Source organism: Pantoea sp. SGAir0418 (genome assembly GCF_043529865.1).
This window is the reverse complement of record NZ_CP027911.1, coordinates 913,996-930,473: the sequence shown is the minus strand read 5'-3', so window position 1 is coordinate 930,473 and position 16,478 is coordinate 913,996. Positions and strand designations below refer to the sequence as shown.

General features: G+C 58.1%; 16 protein-coding genes and 3 tRNA genes. 9 read left to right on the top strand and 10 right to left on the bottom strand.

From position 1 onward, the window contains the following. Nucleotides 1-2: 2 nt before the first annotated feature. From truC to syd, 3 genes are all read right to left on the bottom strand, one after another. On the bottom strand, nt 3-782 hold the full coding sequence (gene truC / locus C1N84_RS04125) for a tRNA pseudouridine(65) synthase TruC (protein ID WP_088516885.1): 780 nt from the start codon (nt 780-782) through the stop codon (nt 3-5). Then, nucleotides 782-1,108: a YqcC family protein gene (locus tag C1N84_RS04120; RefSeq protein WP_136547242.1), complete on the bottom strand. Its 327-nt coding sequence runs from the start codon at nt 1,106-1,108 to the stop codon at nt 782-784. Before C1N84_RS04120 ends, truC begins: the two co-directional genes overlap by 1 nt. A 588-nt stretch (nt 1,109-1,696) precedes the next feature. Continuing rightward, complete coding sequence (syd, locus tag C1N84_RS04115) at nt 1,697-2,245, bottom strand: SecY-interacting protein (RefSeq protein WP_127834496.1); 549 nt, start codon at nt 2,243-2,245, stop codon at nt 1,697-1,699. A gap of 62 nt (nt 2,246-2,307) precedes the next feature. Here syd and queF point away from each other — a divergent pair, with 62 nt between their 5' ends. The 3 genes from queF (at nt 2,308) to xni (ending at nt 5,510) form a co-directional block, all read left to right on the top strand. Further along, nucleotides 2,308-3,153: an NADPH-dependent 7-cyano-7-deazaguanine reductase QueF gene (gene queF, locus C1N84_RS04110; RefSeq protein ID WP_021507380.1), complete on the top strand. Its 846-nt coding sequence runs from the start codon at nt 2,308-2,310 to the stop codon at nt 3,151-3,153. A gap of 186 nt (nt 3,154-3,339) precedes the next feature. After that, nucleotides 3,340-4,704, top strand: coding sequence for a nucleotide 5'-monophosphate nucleosidase PpnN (ppnN, locus tag C1N84_RS04105; protein ID WP_021507381.1), 1,365 nt, complete (start codon nt 3,340-3,342; stop codon nt 4,702-4,704). A gap of 38 nt (nt 4,705-4,742) precedes the next feature. Then, a complete protein-coding gene (xni, locus tag C1N84_RS04100) occupies nt 4,743-5,510 on the top strand; it encodes a flap endonuclease Xni (protein WP_264442047.1) in 768 nt (255 codons plus the stop codon). 617 nt (nt 5,511-6,127) lie between these two features. Here the strand turns inward: xni and rlmM are convergent. The 4 genes from rlmM to C1N84_RS04080 all read right to left on the bottom strand — a co-directional run bounded on the left by rlmM (nt 6,128) and on the right by C1N84_RS04080 (nt 9,151). Continuing rightward, entirely contained in the window at nt 6,128-7,228 is a 1,101-nt protein-coding gene (gene rlmM / locus C1N84_RS04095) for a 23S rRNA (cytidine(2498)-2'-O)-methyltransferase RlmM (RefSeq protein WP_021507383.1), read from the bottom strand. Continuing rightward, nucleotides 7,221-7,616 carry a DUF423 domain-containing protein gene (locus tag C1N84_RS04090; RefSeq protein ID WP_021507384.1) on the bottom strand — a complete coding sequence of 132 codons (396 nt, stop codon included), beginning with the start codon at nt 7,614-7,616 and terminating at the stop codon, nt 7,221-7,223. Before C1N84_RS04090 ends, rlmM begins: the two co-directional genes overlap by 8 nt. A 50-nt stretch (nt 7,617-7,666) precedes the next feature. Next, nucleotides 7,667-8,584, bottom strand: coding sequence for a transcriptional regulator GcvA (locus tag C1N84_RS04085; RefSeq protein WP_104188440.1), 918 nt, complete (start codon nt 8,582-8,584; stop codon nt 7,667-7,669). A gap of 342 nt (nt 8,585-8,926) precedes the next feature. Continuing rightward, nucleotides 8,927-9,151 (bottom strand): YgdI/YgdR family lipoprotein, encoded by a 225-nt coding sequence (locus tag C1N84_RS04080; RefSeq protein WP_010616412.1) that lies wholly within the window; start codon nt 9,149-9,151, stop codon nt 8,927-8,929. A 208-nt stretch (nt 9,152-9,359) separates the two neighbouring features. Between C1N84_RS04080 and csdA the strand changes: the two genes are divergently transcribed. Both csdA and csdE read left to right on the top strand, forming a co-directional pair. Next, the gene (gene csdA / locus C1N84_RS04075) at nt 9,360-10,565 is read left to right on the top strand and encodes a cysteine desulfurase CsdA (protein ID WP_264442046.1); all 1,206 of its coding nucleotides are present in this window, start codon (nt 9,360-9,362) and stop codon (nt 10,563-10,565) included. A 4-nt stretch (nt 10,566-10,569) separates the two neighbouring features. Next, on the top strand, nt 10,570-11,022 hold the full coding sequence (csdE, locus tag C1N84_RS04070) for a cysteine desulfurase sulfur acceptor subunit CsdE (RefSeq protein WP_104188437.1): 453 nt from the start codon (nt 10,570-10,572) through the stop codon (nt 11,020-11,022). Here csdE and tcdA read toward each other — a convergent pair. Both tcdA and mltA read right to left on the bottom strand, forming a co-directional pair. Beyond that, a complete protein-coding gene (gene tcdA, locus C1N84_RS04065; protein WP_264442045.1) occupies nt 11,010-11,816 on the bottom strand; it encodes a tRNA cyclic N6-threonylcarbamoyladenosine(37) synthase TcdA in 807 nt (268 codons plus the stop codon). The genes csdE and tcdA overlap by 13 nt on opposite strands. A gap of 60 nt (nt 11,817-11,876) precedes the next feature. Then, nucleotides 11,877-13,025 (bottom strand): murein transglycosylase A, encoded by a 1,149-nt coding sequence (mltA, locus tag C1N84_RS04060; RefSeq protein WP_021507388.1) that lies wholly within the window; start codon nt 13,023-13,025, stop codon nt 11,877-11,879. A 207-nt stretch (nt 13,026-13,232) separates the two neighbouring features. Here mltA and C1N84_RS04055 point away from each other — a divergent pair. The 3 genes from C1N84_RS04055 to C1N84_RS04045 all read left to right on the top strand — a co-directional run bounded on the left by C1N84_RS04055 (nt 13,233) and on the right by C1N84_RS04045 (nt 13,567). Further along, nucleotides 13,233-13,309, top strand: a tRNA-Met gene (locus tag C1N84_RS04055). A gap of 52 nt (nt 13,310-13,361) precedes the next feature. After that, a tRNA-Met gene (locus C1N84_RS04050) sits at nt 13,362-13,438 on the top strand. Nucleotides 13,439-13,490: 52 nt separating this feature from the next. Next, nucleotides 13,491-13,567 (top strand) — tRNA-Met (locus C1N84_RS04045). An 88-nt stretch (nt 13,568-13,655) separates the two neighbouring features. On the opposite strand, the gene amiC is transcribed toward C1N84_RS04045, so the two are convergent. After that, a complete protein-coding gene (gene amiC / locus C1N84_RS04040; protein WP_264442044.1) occupies nt 13,656-14,891 on the bottom strand; it encodes an N-acetylmuramoyl-L-alanine amidase AmiC in 1,236 nt (411 codons plus the stop codon). 232 nt (nt 14,892-15,123) lie between these two features. Between amiC and argA the strand changes: the two genes are divergently transcribed. Next, nucleotides 15,124-16,452 carry an amino-acid N-acetyltransferase gene (gene argA, locus C1N84_RS04035; RefSeq protein ID WP_021506712.1) on the top strand — a complete coding sequence of 443 codons (1,329 nt, stop codon included), beginning with the start codon at nt 15,124-15,126 and terminating at the stop codon, nt 16,450-16,452. Nucleotides 16,453-16,478: the final 26 nt, after the last annotated feature.

Below are 16,478 nucleotides of genomic sequence, written 5' to 3'. Positions count from 1 at the left end.
CTTTATTCTGTCGGCTTATCCTGGACTGCCTCAGCGGCAAACTCAACCCTCGGCACATCGGGCAGTTGCTGCTGCCAGCCAAACGATTGCAGCATCTGCTGCCAGACGCGATCCAGCCCGGCGCGAATCACCAGCGGTTCGCCAGTCACCGGATGCGTTAGCGTCAGCGCACTGGCGTGCAGCATCAGGCGATCCATGCCAAAGTGGGCTGCGGCACCGCGGTTCTGCCGCAGATCGCCGTGCGAGCTGTCACCAATAATCGGATGACGCAGGTGTGCCATATGGCGCCGCAGCTGATGCTTGCGCCCGGTGTGCGGCGACAGCTCAACCAGCGTATAACGTGCGCTGAGGTACTTGCCGATGGCCACCGGCAGTTCTGCCTGCGCCAGCGCGCGATAATCGGTGACCGCCGGCTGTGGCGCGCGCGGTTCCGTGACAAACTTGTCCGCAATTTTATCCAGCTCTTCCACCAGCGGATAATCCAGCGTTGCGCTACCGTCCAGCCAGCCGCGCACCACTGCGTGATAGGTTTTCTGAATCTGATGCTGCTCAAACTGCTGCGCCAGCAGCCGCCCGATTTCGCTGGAGAGCCCCATTAGCAGCACGCCAGACGTGGGACGATCGAGGCGATGCGCGGTAAATACGTGCTGACCAATCTGATCGCGCACCGTCTGCATCACCACCACTTTCTCTTTGCGATCGAGCCAGCTGCGGTGCACCAGCCAGCCCGCCGGTTTATTTACCGCAACCAGCCATGCATCCTGATAAATGATCTCCAGCATCAGGCGTCCGGCGGCGCAAACAGCGCATCAAGCTGGCTGAGCGTCAGCAGCAGCGCTGCATGGCCCGGCGTGGTGGGCGGCAGGGCCATCTCATAATAAGGTGTAACGGCGAAGTTTTGCGGCAGCGCGGCGCCGGCGTCAAGCAGCGCCTGCATGCGCGGCAGCAGGACCCACTGCAGCCATTCGAGCGGCTGCAGGGTATCGAGACAGAAAGGTTGCGTACTGTTAAAGGCTTCCGCCGTCGGGGCGTGCGTCTGCCAGTGGCCGTGTTCGCGCATCACCGCTTCGACCTGCTGCAGCCGCTGAATAATCAGGTGCGTCGACATACGCTACCTCCGCGTCAAAAAGGGGCGGCAAGCATATCATTAGTGGGTGCGCGCGCAAAAACGGCATAAAAAAAGGGAGCACTGTGATTACAGTGCTCCCGGTTCGTTTGCAGCATTCCCGCCACCGCTGTGCTCCCTGCTCATCCATGACAACTGTTCCTGCGCTTTCCGTCGCCTGTCATCGTGACATTGGTCCTTAGCATCCTGGCCCGCCACATCCCGCGTGGCTCTCATTCTCCATCCTGGAGGTGTCCTTTACTCACTCCGGAGTGTCCTGCTTCATCCTGAAGCCTTCCCTGTGACGTAAACTCCGTTACGTTCCTGCCGCCTGGCTGACATTCTCCTGAACGTCTCTCAATCCGTGGCTTCCTGCCAGTGGTGACTATTCTGGCAGAAACCATCGCAATAACAAGTCAGTAAGCGCCGTTAAACGATTAAGCCATGTCTGTATTTTCGGATTGATGCCATAACTGCATGATTCACAATATTTTTACATTGCGGACTTCCGGAAGTCTGCGCAATGTTCTGGCGATCTCGCACAACAGTTGTGAGAGATCTCTTACAAGGGCTGCGAGAAAAGTCTGCAACTCAAGAACTAACCGGTTGTAAAGCATTAAGAAATGTCTGAATATCCACCGCCAGTTTCTGCCGCTTTTTCGTTCCCGGCTGCTCCACAATCACCTCGCCGGTCAGATTACACACCGCGATAACATCCTGCTCCGAATCTGTCGTGGCGATAAACAGCGTCGGGCTCTGTTTCAGACGGCGCTTCATCACCAGATGACCAATCAGGTTCTCCTGCAGGCGGGTAAAATCGTCCTCGCTCCACACCTGCAGCAGCGTCAGCGGCTGCTGCGCAAACTGCGCGTGCATGTCGCCGGCAAATTGCGTGGTATAGAACGTGGTAAGGTCCGGCTGCAGCTGAATATCCAGCGCGCGCTCAACGGCTGCCAGCGAGGCTGGCAGGCTAAAGTCCTGTGGCTGCCACAGGACACGCTCATCCAGTTCACTGATGATGCAGGGCGATGGCACGCCGTACAGCTCTGCGCTGGCGGGAAAATGGCCGTGCTGCTGCTGCCAGTGCGCTACATAACGGGCGGTAAAATCGCGCAGGGCCTCTGCGGTTTGCTGCATCATTCATCTTCTCGCTGGTGATCGGTTACACTGACTCCCTTTGATGGATTTTAGTGGTAACCGTTATGTCTTCTGAAAACCGGGATACGGCGCTGAGCGGCCTGACTTTGGGTAAGCCCACCGCGTATGTTGATCGCTACGATAACACGCTGCTGCAGGCGGTGCCGCGCAGCCTGAATCGCGAGCCGCTCGGGCTTTATCCCGATAACCTGCCGTTCCACGGCGCAGATATCTGGACGCTGTATGAACTCTCCTGGCTAAACAGCAAAGGCGTGCCGCAGGTCGCAGTCGGCGAAGTGGTGCTAAGCGCCGACAGCGTGAATCTGATCGAGTCCAAAAGCTTCAAACTCTATCTTAACAGCTTTAACCAGACGATTTTCGCCGACTGGGGCGCCGTGCGGCAAACGCTGGAGCGCGATCTCAGCGCCTGCGCTAACGGCAAGGTCAGCGTGGCGCTGTTTCGCCTGAGCGAAGTGGAAGGTCAGCCGATCGGGCACTTCGCTGGCGATGTCATCGACGAGCAGGATATCACCATCAGCGATTACGGCTTTAACGCCGATTACCTCGCCAGCGCAACGGGCAGCGAAGTGGTTGAAGAGACGCTGGTCAGCCATCTGCTGAAATCGAACTGTCTAATCACCAATCAGCCGGACTGGGGCTCGGTAATGATTCGCTATCAGGGCCCGCGTATCGATCGCGAAGCGCTGCTGCGCTATCTGATTTCGTTCCGCCAGCACAATGAGTTTCACGAGCAGTGCGTCGAGCGTATTTTTAACGATATTCAGCGCTTTTGTCAGCCAGCAGCACTAACCGTCTACGCGCGCTACACGCGGCGCGGCGGGCTGGATATCAATCCGTGGCGCAGCAATGTCCCCTTCACGCCGGGCTACTCCCGCCTGGTGCGCCAGTAACAGATTGCGAGATGTCTCGCAGGCCGACGCACGGATGCGCGGTTCCACTTGAGCATTCGCGGCCGACAACGGTACTCTGGTACAGGCGCGAGGGCGACAGCGTGCTTACCGAAGGATTTTCGTCACTGCGCTCAACGGGTTAAGCGCAGCGTCATCAGTCACGCATTTGCGTGTAAAGGAGTTCTCTTGATTACACATATCAGCCCGCTTGGCTCAATGGATCTGCTCTCCCAGCTGGAAGTCGACATGCTGAAGCGTACTGCCAGCAGCGATCTCTACCAGCTGTTTCGCAACTGCTCGCTGGCGGTACTCAACTCCGGCAGCCAGACCGACAGTAGCCACGAACTGCTTTCCCGCTTTGAAAACTTTGACATCAACGTGCTGCGCCGCGAGCGCGGCGTGAAACTGGAGCTGATCAACCCGCCGGAAGAGGCGTTTGTTGACGGCCGGATTATCCGTTCGCTGCAGGCGAACCTGTTTGCCGTACTGCGCGATATTCTGTTTGTTAACGGTCAGCTCTCGGCAGCGGATCGTCTGCAGAATCAGGATGTCACCGACTCCGCGCACATCACCAACCAGGTGTTCTCCATTCTGCGCAATGCGCGCGCGCTGCACGTGGGCGAATATCCCAACACCGTGGTGTGCTGGGGCGGTCACTCCATCAACGCGGTCGAATATCAATATTGCCGCAATGTCGGGACGCAGATGGGCCTGCGCGAACTGAACATCTGTACCGGCTGTGGTCCGGGCGTGATGGAAGCGCCGATGAAAGGGGCGGCGGTAGGCCATGCACAGCAGCGCTATCACGACAGCCGGTTTATCGGCCTGACCGAACCGTCGATCATCGCTGCGGAGCCACCTAACCCGCTGGTGAATGAACTGATCATCATGCCGGATATCGAAAAGCGTCTGGAAGCCTTTGTGCGCATCGCTCACGGCATCGTGATCTTCCCGGGCGGTGTGGGCACGGCAGAAGAGCTGTTGTATCTGCTGGGCATTCTGATGAATCCGCAGAACAGCGATCAGGTCCTGCCGCTGATCCTCACCGGGCCAAAAGAGAGCGCCGATTACTTCCGCGTGCTGGATGATTTCATCGTTAATACGCTGGGTGAAGCCGCGCGCCGGCATTACAAAATCATCATTGATGATGCTGCGGAAGTGGCGCGTCTGATGAAGAAAGCCATGCCGCAGGTGAAAGAGTACCGCCGCGAAACCGGCGATGCCTACAGCTTCAACTGGTCGATTCGCATTGCGCCGGATCTGCAGGTGCCGTTCCTGCCAACCCACGAAAATATGGCCAACCTCAAGCTGTTCCCGAATCAGCCAGCGGAAAAACTGGCGGCGGATCTGCGACGTGCCTTCTCGGGCATCGTGGCCGGTAACGTCAAAGAGATGGGGATCCGCGAAATCCGGGAAAAAGGTCCGTATCAGCTGCAAGGCGATGCCGATCTGATGCACCGCATGGACGAACTGCTGCAGGGCTTCGTCGCGCAGCAGCGCATGAAACTGCCCGGCAGCGCTTACATCCCCTGCTACGAAATCATCAAATAACCCATCAGGAAGGCAGCCTGCGGGCTGCCGGTATCACTATGTCGCTTCATCTGCTTATTATCGACGCGCTCAATCTGATCCGCCGCCTGCACGCGGTGCAGGGTTCGCCCTGTCGTGAGGCCTGCGTGGCGGCGCTGCATCAGCTGCTGGGTCACACGCGACCAACGCACGTGGTGGCGGTGTTTGACAGCCATGACCGACAGCCTGGCTGGCGTCATCAGTTATTGCCGGACTACAAAGCGGGTCGCCCGCCGATGCCGGACGATTTACAGCAGGAGATGGCCTCGCTGCAGGCGGCCTTTGAGGCCAGCGGTGTCAGCTGCTGGGTTGCCGAACAGGATGAAGCGGACGACCTGGCCGCGACGCTGGCAGTGAAGATGGCCGAAGCCGGTCATCAGGCCACCATCGTTTCCACCGATAAAGGTTACTGCCAGCTGCTGGCGCCGAGCATCCGCATCCGCGATTATTTTCAAAAGCGCTGGCTGGACGTGCCGTTTATCGAACAGGAGTTCGGCGTCGCGCCGGCCCAGCTGGCGGATTACTGGGGCTTATGCGGCATCAGCAGCAGCAAAATTCCAGGCGTGCCCGGCATCGGACCGAAAAGCGCGCGGGAACTGCTGCTGCAGTTTGGTTCGCTCGAGGCCCTGTATCAGCAGCTGGATCAGGTACCTGACAAATGGCAGAAGAAGTTACGCGATCACCGCGCGATCGCCGAGGTGTGCCGACAGGTGTCAACGCTGAAGCGGGATTTGGTGTTGCAGGGGAATTTAAATACGCTGCGGTATCAGGGTCCGGCGCGTCATTGAGGTCGCCATGAATGGCGCCCCTACAGCAGCACGGCAAGCCTAAGCTGTTCAGGCAAGTTATAGCCCCATTCCACACCGGTTGCGGTTTTGGTTGCGGCGTAATTTATTGCGCGATGAATCGCGCCGCTACGGGCTGGTGCACCTAATTTCTGCGCAATAATTTGTGCCGCCGCAGGACGGCAAGCCCGAGCTGGTCAGGCGAGTTATAGCCCCATTCCACATCGGTTGCGGTCTTGGTAGCGGCGCAATTTATTGCGCGATGAATCGCGCCGCTACGGATGAGTGCGACTAAGTTCTGCGAAATAATTTGTGCTAGTGCAAGGCGGCAAGCCTGAGCTGATCCGGGAAGTTTTAACCCTACTCATTGCGCGATGAATCGCGCCGCTACGGGCTAGTGCACCTAATTTCTGCGAAATAATTTGTGCCACCGCAGGACGACAAGCCCGAGCTGTTCAGGGAAGTTTCAATCCCGCTAATTGCGCGATGAATCGCGCCGCTACGGGTTAGTGCAGCTAATTTGTGCAAGCGCAAGGCGGCAAGCCTGGGAGTCCCCGGGAGCATACATCAGTATGTGACCGGGGCGAGCAGGCGCAGCCAACGCTGCGATTGAAGCAGAACTAGCGTTCGTCGCGCCGTCCGCCGACTGCCGCCCAAATCCGGCGCACATGCACGGTCACTTCTTCGCGGTCGTGATACAGCTGGCGCGCCTGGATCTGCGCGTTTACGCCCTTCTCCTTCAGCGCCGCGTCCATCATTGCCAGATTCTGCGTGACTTCTTCATAGCGCTTTTTCATTGGCAGCTTGAGGTTGAAGATCGCCTCACGGCACCAGCCGTTGACCAGCCATTCGGTCATCAGGCTGGCGACGCGCACCGGTTTTTCCACCATGTCGCACACCAGCCAGCTGATGTTGCTGCGCGGCGGGCGGAATTTGAAACCGTCTTCGCGGCAGTGCGTAACCTGTCCGGTATCCATCAGGCTTGGTGCCATCGGGCCGTTATCCACCGCGTAGACCCACATGCTGCGCTTCACCAGCTGATAGGTCCAGCCGCCGGGGCAGGCACCAAGATCGACCGCATACATGCCGCTGCCCAGCCGTTCGTCCCACTCATCGGCCGGCACGAACACATGGAATGCTTCTTCCAGCTTTAGCGTAGAGCGGCTTGGCGCATCGGCCGGGAACTTCAGGCGCGGAATGCCCATGTAAAACGGCGAGTTGTTATGCGGCAGCGAATAACCAACGTAGCAGGTGCCCGGCGCGATAAAGAACACATGCACTACCGGACGTTTATTGCTCTCATAATTCAGCAGGATTTTGCTGTCGCGCAGGCTGGCGCGCAGCGGTACCGTCAGCTTGCGGCAAAATTTGGTCAGCTCTTTGGCTTCATTGGTGTCGGGCACTTCAACGCGCAGCTCGCCGCCCTTCTCCACCACGCCGCTCAGCATGCCGACGATCGGGGTAATACGATCTTCCGGCGGGAGATCGCGCAGCAGCTCGCCCACTACCAGCATTTGCCGGGCAAAAATCAGCTCCGCGAACGGCAGCGTGGCGATCAGTTTTTCCGCCTCTTCCGGCTGATAGCACTCAAACAGCACGTAACCGGCGTCATCTTTAACGCGCGGAAAACCGTAGATTTCGCGCTCCGCTGCTTTGGCACTGATTTCTGCCGCACACTCTTTCTCAAATCCCGGACGGCAATAGAGTAAAACTTTATTCATGGCGATCTGCCTTTCGTTTCAGACGCAGCGCGCCAATCAACATCAAAAACCAGCCAATCAGGAAGCACAGGCCTCCAACCGGCGTAACAAACACCCAAAACTTCAGGTGCGACAGCGCCAGACAATACAGGCTGCCGCTGAACAGGACGATACCCAGCGCCATCGCGGCGCTACTCCAGTAAAACCAGATATTGGCGCGACGCAGCATCGCTGCGCCAATACCGATAATCGCCAGCGTATGATACGCCTGATATTCAAGGCCGGTATGGATCCACGCCATCTCGGCCGCGCCGAGCGCTTTGCTCAGCACATGCGCCCCAAAAGCACCAAACGCCACCAGCAGAAAGCCGCTGATGGCGGCAAATATAAACATGGCACGACTGGACATTCATTTATCCTCAAGGTGAAACCGCACATCACTGTGCGGCAGGCAACGCGTTAGTGATCGTAGCGGAAGCGGAATTTTTCTTGTTCAGTTGCGGCTTTTTCCAGAATCCACTGCCGAAAGGCGGCTATTTTACCCAGTTCTGCCTGGCTGTCATGACAAACCAGATAAAAAGCATTTTTACTCACTAAGACATCGTTGAAAGGACAGACCAGACGTCCGGCCTCAATTTCACTCTGCGCCATCACGTTATTGGCCAGCGCCACGCCCTGGCCGTGGATCGCCGCCTGCAGCACCATGGCGCTGTGGCTGAAGATCGGCCCCTGCTGAACATTAATGTGCTGCAAGCCCAGTTGACGAATATAGGATTGCCAGTCACGGCGCGAGGCGTCATGCAGCAGCGTGAAATGCGCCAGATCGGCCGGTGATTTGAGCGGATTGTCGCCAGTCAGCAGCTGCGGCGAGCACACCGGCAGCAGATATTCGGCATACAATTTCTCTACCCGCAAACCGGGCCAGTTGCCGCGGCCGTAAAAAATCGCCACGTCGACATCGTCGGCCAGCTTCTCCTCATCACGGTCTACCGCCTGGATACGCACATCAATGCCCGGATAAGCCAGATTAAAGCTGGAGAGGCGCGGAACCAGCCACTGAATGGCGAAACTCGGCAACAGGCTGACGGTGAGAGCCCCTTTGGCACTGCGCGCCTGCAGTTTGCGCGTGGCATCGTTCAGTGCCGAAAAAATCTCTTTGATATCGAGATAGTAGCTTTGACCCTCTTCGGTCAGTAACAGCGAACGATTGCGCCGGCGAAACAGCTTGAGACCGAGAAAATCTTCCAGCGATTTAATCTGATGGCTGACAGCCGCCTGGGTGACAAACAGCTCCTCAGCGGCTTTGGTGAAGCTCAAATGACGGGCCGCAGCGTCGAAGACGCGAAGAGCATTAAGCGGCGGAAGGCGTTTTGACATGGTTTTCCGTACCCGGATTGACAGCGTAACACTGCAACTTATACAAAGTCGTTACGTATTAGATTTTTTAATCCGAGACATTATAATTTGTCCGTTGAGGAAGCTCCAGCAAATACCTATAGTTGCCGCACTTCCTGAGCCGGAACGAAAAGATTTCTGGAAACGTGCGAGAGATCGCAGACTTTTAGAGAGCTTTTGGCTTGTGGTCGTGATGTTGTGTTTGCATTTTGATCTGACGATTGCAGATCAAACTTTTAATTCCTGTAGATTTACCCTGTCTGTCCATAGTGATTTTAAATAGCACCGCAAATTGCGGTGCTTTTTTTTACCTGCTAGCCGGGCTTACTGGCCCATTTCCACCATCTCTTTCACATCTGAGCGGTTAATCTGCTGCTCGTTGCCATTGGCATCTTTATAGCTGATCATACCGGTTTCATCGTCAACTTTTGGTTTGCCATCCGCAACAATGGTGCGACCATCATTAGTATGCATGACGTAGTTGCTGGAACAGGCGGCCAGGGTAAAGGCCATGGTGCACACGGCCAGCACTGCGGCGAGTTTATTCATCTTCTATCTCCTTGCAGATTGATTGCATTAAACCACCCGCGTGCGCTGACCAGTGGCAGCAAACAGAGCGATCGACTGGAACAGACCGATTCGTTATGCGGGTTTCGGTTCAAACCTTGCAATAATTAGCATAACGCGCTTTTCCAGCTTTGCCAGGCCACGGCGTGGCTTTCAGCCTGGTCCTAACATCCAAGTAAGTGAGCTGAGTATGACCCATTTCTCTCCTGGCGAGTTTCGTCAGCAGTTTCCCGCGCTGAGCGATGCGGGTGTCTATCTCGACAGCGCCGCCACCGCACTGAAGCCGCAGGCGGTGATTGACGCGACCGCGCAGTTTTATTCGCTGAGCGGCGGCACCGTCCACCGCAGCCAGTTCACCGCTGCCCGCGCGCTGACGGCACAGTATGAACAGGCGCGGGCGCGCGTGGCGCACTGGCTGCAGGCGGCGGACGATCGGCAAATCGTCTGGACGCGTGGCACCACGGAGGCCATCAACCTGGTGGCGCACAGCTGGCTGGCACCGCGCCTGCAGCCGGGCGACGAGATTGTGGTGAGCGAAGCCGAGCACCACGCCAATCTGGTGCCGTGGCTGATGGTGGCGCAGGCCAGCGGTGCGAAAGTGATAAAGTGGCCGCTTGGCGCTGACCGGCGGCCGGATATCGCCCTGCTGCCGCAGCTGCTCAACGCGCGCACCCGTCTGCTGGCGATAGGTCAGATGTCTAACGTGACCGGCGGCTGTCCGGATCTGGCGCAGGCGATTACGCTGGCGCACGGCGTCGGGGCGAAAGTGATGGTGGATGGCGCGCAGGGCGTGGTGCACTGCCCGCCGGATGTGCAGGCGCTGGATATCGACTTCTACGCCTTTTCCGCGCACAAGCTGTACGGCCCGATGGGCACTGGCGTGCTGTACGGCAAAGCGGAGCTGCTGGACGCGATGCCGCCGTGGCAGGGCGGCGGCAAAATGCTGACGCAGGTCGATTTCAGCGGCTTCACGCCGCAGCCGGTGCCGTGGCGCTTTGAAGCAGGCACGCCAAACGTGGCGGGCGTGGTCGGGCTGAGTGCGGCGCTGGACTGGCTGGGGCAGTACGATGCGGAAAAAGCCGAACGCTGGAGCCAGCAGCTGGCCAGCCTTGCCGAAGAGCAACTCAGCGCCATTCCCGGCTTCCGCAGTTTCCGCTGCGGCAGCGCCAGCCTGCTGGCGTTTGATATCGCCGGCATTCACCACAGCGATATCGTGACGCTGCTGGCGGAACAGGGCATCGCGCTGCGCGCCGGCCAGCACTGTGCCCAGCCGCTGATGGCGGCGCTTGGCGTCAGCGGCACGCTGCGCGTCTCATTTGCCCCCTATAATAATCTGCAGGACGTGGACGCGCTGGTGCGCGCCATGCACCATGCCGTAGATTTACTGAGTGAGTAACGTAATGACATCAGCCCTGCTTGCCCCCCATCCGTTTGGTGATCTGATTACCGCAGCCAGCCTGACGGAGAAGTTTGCCCATTTTCATCAGTGGGAAGATCGCTACCGCCAGCTGATTCAGCTCAGCCGCCAGTTGCCGGTGCTGCCGGAAGCGCTGAAAACGGCGGAAATTGAGCTGTCCGGCTGCGAAAACCGCGTCTGGCTCAGCAGCCAGCAGCGGGCCGACGGCACGCTGCATTTTTACGGTGACAGTGAGGGACGCATTGTGCGCGGATTGCTGGCGGTGCTGCTGACAGCGGTGGAAGGAAAAACGCCCGCGGCCCTGTTAGCCACAGACCCGCTGGCGCTGTTTGATACCTTAGGGCTGCGCGCGCAGCTGAGCGCCTCGCGCAGCAGTGGTTTACAGGCGCTGGCTGAGGCGGTACAGCGCGCCGCCCGCGCGCATCAGGCAGACTGACGCGCCGCGCGCGCGAGGAATTTTTTCAGCGCGTGCGACACCGCAACAAAACCGAAGGTGGCGGTCACCATTGTGGCCGCACCAAAGCCGGCGGCACAGTCCATGCGCTTTGGCCCTTCCGCGGTGCTGCGCGAAGCGCATACGCTGCCGTCCGGCTGCGGATACACCAGCGCCTCGGTAGAAAACACGCAGTCGATCCCCAGTTTGCCCTTGCTGTTTTTCACCACGCCAAAATCACTTTTCAGCCGCTCGCGCAGTTTGGCCGCCAGCGGATCCTGAATGGTTTTGGCTAAGTCACTGACCTGAATCTGCGTCGGATCGATCTGCCCGCCCGCGCCGCCGGTGGTGATCAGCGGGATCTTATTGCGCCGGCACCAGGCGAGCAGCGCGGCCTTGGGGCGCACGCTGTCAATTGCGTCGATCACATAGTCGAATCCTGCCGCCATCAGCTCAGCGGTATTGTCCGGCGTGATGAAGTCATCGATGCAGATCACCTCACACTCCGGATTGATAGCGTGAATACGCTGCGCCATCACTTCAGTTTTGGCCTGGCCGACATGCCCCTGCAAGGCATGAATCTGACGGTTGGTATTGGTAATACACACATCGTCCATGTCGATCAGGGTAATTTTACCGATGCCGGTGCGCGCCAGCGCTTCGGCCGCCCAGGAACCGACGCCGCCGATGCCGATGACGCAGAAATGCGCGTCGGCAAAACGCTGCAGTGCTTCCTGCCCGTAGAGACGCGCCGTGCCGCCAAATCGCTGGCGCCAGGCGTCGCTGACAACTTTCATAGCTAACCTTTTAGTACGATGCGCAGACGCGCACCCGACAAACCCAGGGTGCGCAGCCTATCAATTTGCGCCGATAATCAATGAACCATTATTGCCGTTTTGCGGATTGCTGAACAGCGGCTGGCCGGTTCCCGGTGCGGCTTTCAGCACCCAGACGCGGCCATAATGGTTGTAGAAGCCCGCCAGATGCGCCGCATCCGGGCCGACGCCCTGGTAGATATCGAAGTGCTGGCCTTTGATCGCGCCGCCCACGTCCAGCGCGACCATCAGGCGCATCTCATATTTGCCGTTGAATTTGCCCTTCTCATTCAGCTGCGGCACTTCAGCCAGCAGCGCCGTGCCGGCGGGAATCAGTGAACGATCGGACGCCACCGAGGCTTTGGCAATCAGCGGTACCGCGCTGGCACCGCGCACCGGCACATACTCTTCCGGCTTGAAGAACACGAACGACTGGTTGGTTTCCAGTACGTTGCGCACTTCCTGCGGCGAGTGCTCCTGCGCCCACTGCCGAATCGCCTGCATCGACATGTCTTCGCGCTTCACTTCACCGCGATCGATCAGCTCTTTACCAATACTGTGGTAAGCCCAGCCGTTCTTGCCGCCGTAACCGAAGAAACGCAGCGGACGGCCATCGCCGAAATCGACATAGCCGCTGCCCTGCACGTCCATCATAAAGTTGTCGATCAGCGAGTTGCTCCAGGCAATCACATAACGCTCATCCAGTGCGCCACTATAGATAGAAGCGCGGCTTGGCAGCTTCTGTCCGCGCGGACGCGGCGGCATGCGATAAATTGGATACTGGAATTCGCCCTGACGGGTATAACGCGCTTCCACCACCGGCGTGTAGTAACCGGTAAACTGTACGTTGCCGTAGCTGTCGGTGCCTTCCATCTGATAGGCGTTCAGGCCGAACTGGCGCAGCTGACGCGTATCGGCGCCGGAGAGCAGCCAGTTCTGAATCGCACTGTAAGTGCCGAGGTTGCGGCCATACAGACCGGACGACGCCGACTGGATCTGCTGCACCTGCAGGCCGAAATCACGGCCATTGACCGGACGCCCTTTGGCATTCGGCTCATTCACCAGCCCGAGCGGTTGCTCCAGCTTGCCATCAATATATTGCTGACCGCGATCGGTCGGCTTAGAGCTACAACCGGCTAACAGCGCCAGAAATGCGCCAGTAAGTGCATACTTCGCCCAATGTCCTTTCATTACCTTCTCTTTTTAAGCTGGTTGTTTGCACGGCGACGATAGCAAAGGGGCAGACAGAATGAAATCTGCCGCAGGCTAGCGCGCTCACATCTGTATAATAAATCGCCCAATGGCCAAATAATTCAGCAACTGTTTGTCTATTTAGCGCTTTAACGCAAAAAAGGGGTTGCATCATCATACGCCCGGTGTATAGTGCGCATCCACGGACGCGGGGTGGAGCAGCCTGGTAGCTCGTCGGGCTCATAACCCGAAGGTCGTCGGTTCAAATCCGGCCCCCGCAACCAATTCTTCGTAATGAAGAGACAATGTGGCAAGTCGCTAAGCGCGACAGACGGACGCGGGGTGGAGCAGCCTGGTAGCTCGTCGGGCTCATAACCCGAAGGTCGTCGGTTCGAATCCGGCCCCCGCAACCAATTGTCTTAACGAAGAATACAATGTGCAAAGTCGCTCAGTGCGACAGACGGACGCGGGGTGGAGCAGCCTGGTAGCTCGTCGGGCTCATAACCCGAAGGTCGTCGGTTCGAATCCGGCCCCCGCAACCACTTCTTCTGACGAAGAACATCACGACACCCTGACGGGTGTTTTTTTGTTTCTGCGCCCGTTAAAAAGCGGCATCGCTGCCGCCCTGCCCTAACGTCGTGCCAGCACGCCGCCTTTGTCAAAATACGCCTTGATGCCATGCAGAATGGCTTCCGCCACCTGATGCTGATAGCGCGGCGTACGCAGCTTCCGCTCCTCTTCAACGTTACTGATAAACGCCGTTTCCACCAGAATCGACGGGATATCCGGCGCTTTCAGCACCGCAAAGCCGGCCTGATCCACCGTGCGTTTATGCAGGTGGTTAATGTGGCCCATGCGCATCAGCACTTCTTTGCCAAACTTCAGACTGTCGCTGATGGTCTGCCGCTGCACCATATCGAACATGGTGTGGTCGAGATAGCGATCGCCACTCATGCTGACCCCGCCGATCAAATCCGCTTCGTTCTGCGTCTGGGCGAGGAAGCGCGCAGCGGCTGAGGTTGCGCCGCTGGTGGAGAGCGCGAAGACCGAAGAGCCGCGCGCCGCCCGGCTGGTAAAAGCGTCAGCGTGAATCGAGACAAACAGATCGGCGCGCTGCTTGCGCGCTTTCGCTACCCGCACGCGCAGCGGTATAAACACATCTTCGTTGCGCGTCATGTAAGCCTTCATATTACGCTCTTTGTCGATCAGCGCTTTCAGATAGCGTCCAATCTTCAGCACGATATCTTTCTCGCGCGTTTTGTACTTGCCGTGCGCGCCGGGATCTTCCCCGCCGTGACCGGGATCGATCATGATAATAATCGGCCGATCGCGCCCGGCTTTGCCCGGTAGCGGCGCCTGCGCCGGTTGATCGCGCTCCAGTTCGCCCTGGTTGTAATCCTTCAGTAACGCCAGCAGCGGATCCTCTTCCTGTGACGACTGGCTGGGATAGAGATCGACCACCAGCCGGTGGCGAATACCGGCGACCGGATCGAGGGTGAAGGTTTTCGGTGCCACGCTGCGCTTCAGCTCCAGCACCACACGCACTGTGGTGGGATCGAACTGACCGACGCGCGCGGTTTTAATGTAGGGATCGTCCACCCGCACCAGCTTATCGATGCCTTTCAGCGCGCTGTTGATATGCAGGTTCTGGATATCGATCACCAGCCGTTCGGGATTGCTCAGCGTGAACTGCTTATAGTGCAGCGCGACGCTGGATTCCAGCGTCACGCGCGAGTAAGTCGAGGATGGCCAGATGCGCACGGCCACAATGTGCTGACTGGCCGCAAAACCGCTGCGCGTCACGCTTAGCAACCACAGCGCACCTGCGCCCTGTAAAAGTCGTCTTCGGGTAAAAGCTTCGGACATGCCGCTCCAGCTACTGTGTTATGTCTAAAAAATCGTCAGTTGACGAGCAGAAGGCGAAAACTTTATTCAATGAGGAATGTCTTGTCTTGCCGGAAAAACCAGATAATGCAGTCTGTTAGCGTGGCTTGCATCAGGAAAATCGTAAAGTAACGTCAGGTCCGATGCTTGCAAAAAGCGGCGAAAGAGCATAAAAATACATAAATTTCGAATAACCATTCACAGAGGGTTTGCCGTGAAGGAACGCAGTACCGAACTGGTTCAGGGTTTTCGCCATACCGTTCCCTATATTAATGCCCACCGTGACAAGACGTTTGTCATCATGCTGGGTGGCGAGGCCATCGAGCATGAGAACTTCTCCAGCATCGTTAACGATATCGGCCTGTTGCATAGTCTCGGCATTCGCCTGGTGGTGGTTTATGGCGCGCGGCCGCAGATCGATGCCAGCCTCGCGCAGCAGCAGCTGGAACCGATTTATCACAAACACACGCGCGTGACCGATGCCCAATCGCTGGAGCTGGTGAAGCAGGCGGCCGGGCGTTTACAGCTCGATATTACGGCGCGTCTGTCGATGAGCCTGAATAATACGCCGCTGCAGGGCGCGCATATTAATGTGGTGAGCGGTAACTTCATCATCGCTCAGCCGCTGGGCGTGGATGACGGCGTCGATTACTGCCACAGCGGCCGCATCCGCCGCATTGACGAAGAGGCGATCCATCGTCAGCTGGATAACAATGCCATTGTGCTGCTGGGGCCGGTGGCGGTCTCGGTGACCGGCGAGAGTTTTAACCTGACCTCGGAAGAGGTGGCGACGCAACTGGCGATTAAGCTGAAAGCCGAGAAGATGATCGGTTTCTGCTCCGAACAGGGCGTAACCGACCGCGAAGGCACCATCATTTCCGAGCTGTTCCCGAACGAGGCGCAGACGCGTATTGATGAAATGGAGAGCGACGGTGATTTTCTCTCCGGCACCGTGCGCTTCCTGCGTGGCGCGGTCAAAGCCTGCCGCAGCGGCGTGCGCCGCAGCCATCTGATCAGCTATCAGGAAGATGGCGCACTGCTGCAGGAGCTGTTCTCGCGTGACGGTATCGGTACGCAGATTGTCATGGAGTCGGCCGAGCAGATTCGCCGCGCCAACATCAACGACATCGGCGGGATTCTTGAACTGATTCGTCCGCTGGAGCAGCAGGGCATTCTGGTGCGCCGTTCGCGCGAGCAGCTAGAGATGGAGATCGACAAATTCACCATTATTCAGCGCGACAATATGACCATCGCCTGCGCGGCGCTCTATCCGTTCCCGGACGAGCAAATCGGCGAGATGGCCTGCGTGGCGGTGCACCCCGACTATCGCAGCTCGTCACGCGGCGAGCTGCTGCTGGAGCGCGTGGCGCTACAGGCACGGCAGATGGGGCTGAAGAAGCTGTTCGTGCTGACCACGCGCAGTATCCACTGGTTCCAGGAGCGCGGCTTCACGCCGGTGGATATTGAGTCGCTGCCTGAAAGCAAAAAGCAGATGTACAACTATCAGCGTCGTTCCAAAGTGCTGATGGCAGACTTACGCTAAGCGCCACTGCTCATCAAAGCGCCGCT

What these genes read in the sequence shown, in the direction of transcription:
- C1N84_RS04080 (WP_010616412.1), bottom strand. Translation starts at nt 9,151, where the DNA reads ATGAATAAACTCGCCGCAGTGCTGGCCGTGTGCACCATGGCCTTTACC.
- tcdA (WP_264442045.1), bottom strand. Translation starts at nt 11,816, where the DNA reads ATGAAAGTTGTCAGCGACGCCTGGCGCCAGCGATTTGGCGGCACGGCG.
- xni (WP_264442047.1), top strand. Translation starts at nt 4,743, where the DNA reads ATGTCGCTTCATCTGCTTATTATCGACGCGCTCAATCTGATCCGCCGC.
- mltA (WP_021507388.1), bottom strand. Translation starts at nt 13,025, where the DNA reads ATGAAAGGACATTGGGCGAAGTATGCACTTACTGGCGCATTTCTGGCG.
- amiC (WP_264442044.1), bottom strand. Translation starts at nt 14,891, where the DNA reads ATGTCCGAAGCTTTTACCCGAAGACGACTTTTACAGGGCGCAGGTGCG.
- queF (WP_021507380.1), top strand. Translation starts at nt 2,308, where the DNA reads ATGTCTTCTGAAAACCGGGATACGGCGCTGAGCGGCCTGACTTTGGGT.
- csdA (WP_264442046.1), top strand. Translation starts at nt 9,360, where the DNA reads ATGACCCATTTCTCTCCTGGCGAGTTTCGTCAGCAGTTTCCCGCGCTG.
- truC (WP_088516885.1), bottom strand. Translation starts at nt 782, where the DNA reads ATGCTGGAGATCATTTATCAGGATGCATGGCTGGTTGCGGTAAATAAA.
- C1N84_RS04090 (WP_021507384.1), bottom strand. Translation starts at nt 7,616, where the DNA reads ATGTCCAGTCGTGCCATGTTTATATTTGCCGCCATCAGCGGCTTTCTG.
- C1N84_RS04085 (WP_104188440.1), bottom strand. Translation starts at nt 8,584, where the DNA reads ATGTCAAAACGCCTTCCGCCGCTTAATGCTCTTCGCGTCTTCGACGCT.
- csdE (WP_104188437.1), top strand. Translation starts at nt 10,570, where the DNA reads ATGACATCAGCCCTGCTTGCCCCCCATCCGTTTGGTGATCTGATTACC.
- rlmM (WP_021507383.1), bottom strand. Translation starts at nt 7,228, where the DNA reads ATGAATAAAGTTTTACTCTATTGCCGTCCGGGATTTGAGAAAGAGTGT.
- syd (WP_127834496.1), bottom strand. Translation starts at nt 2,245, where the DNA reads ATGATGCAGCAAACCGCAGAGGCCCTGCGCGATTTTACCGCCCGTTAT.
- C1N84_RS04120 (WP_136547242.1), bottom strand. Translation starts at nt 1,108, where the DNA reads ATGTCGACGCACCTGATTATTCAGCGGCTGCAGCAGGTCGAAGCGGTG.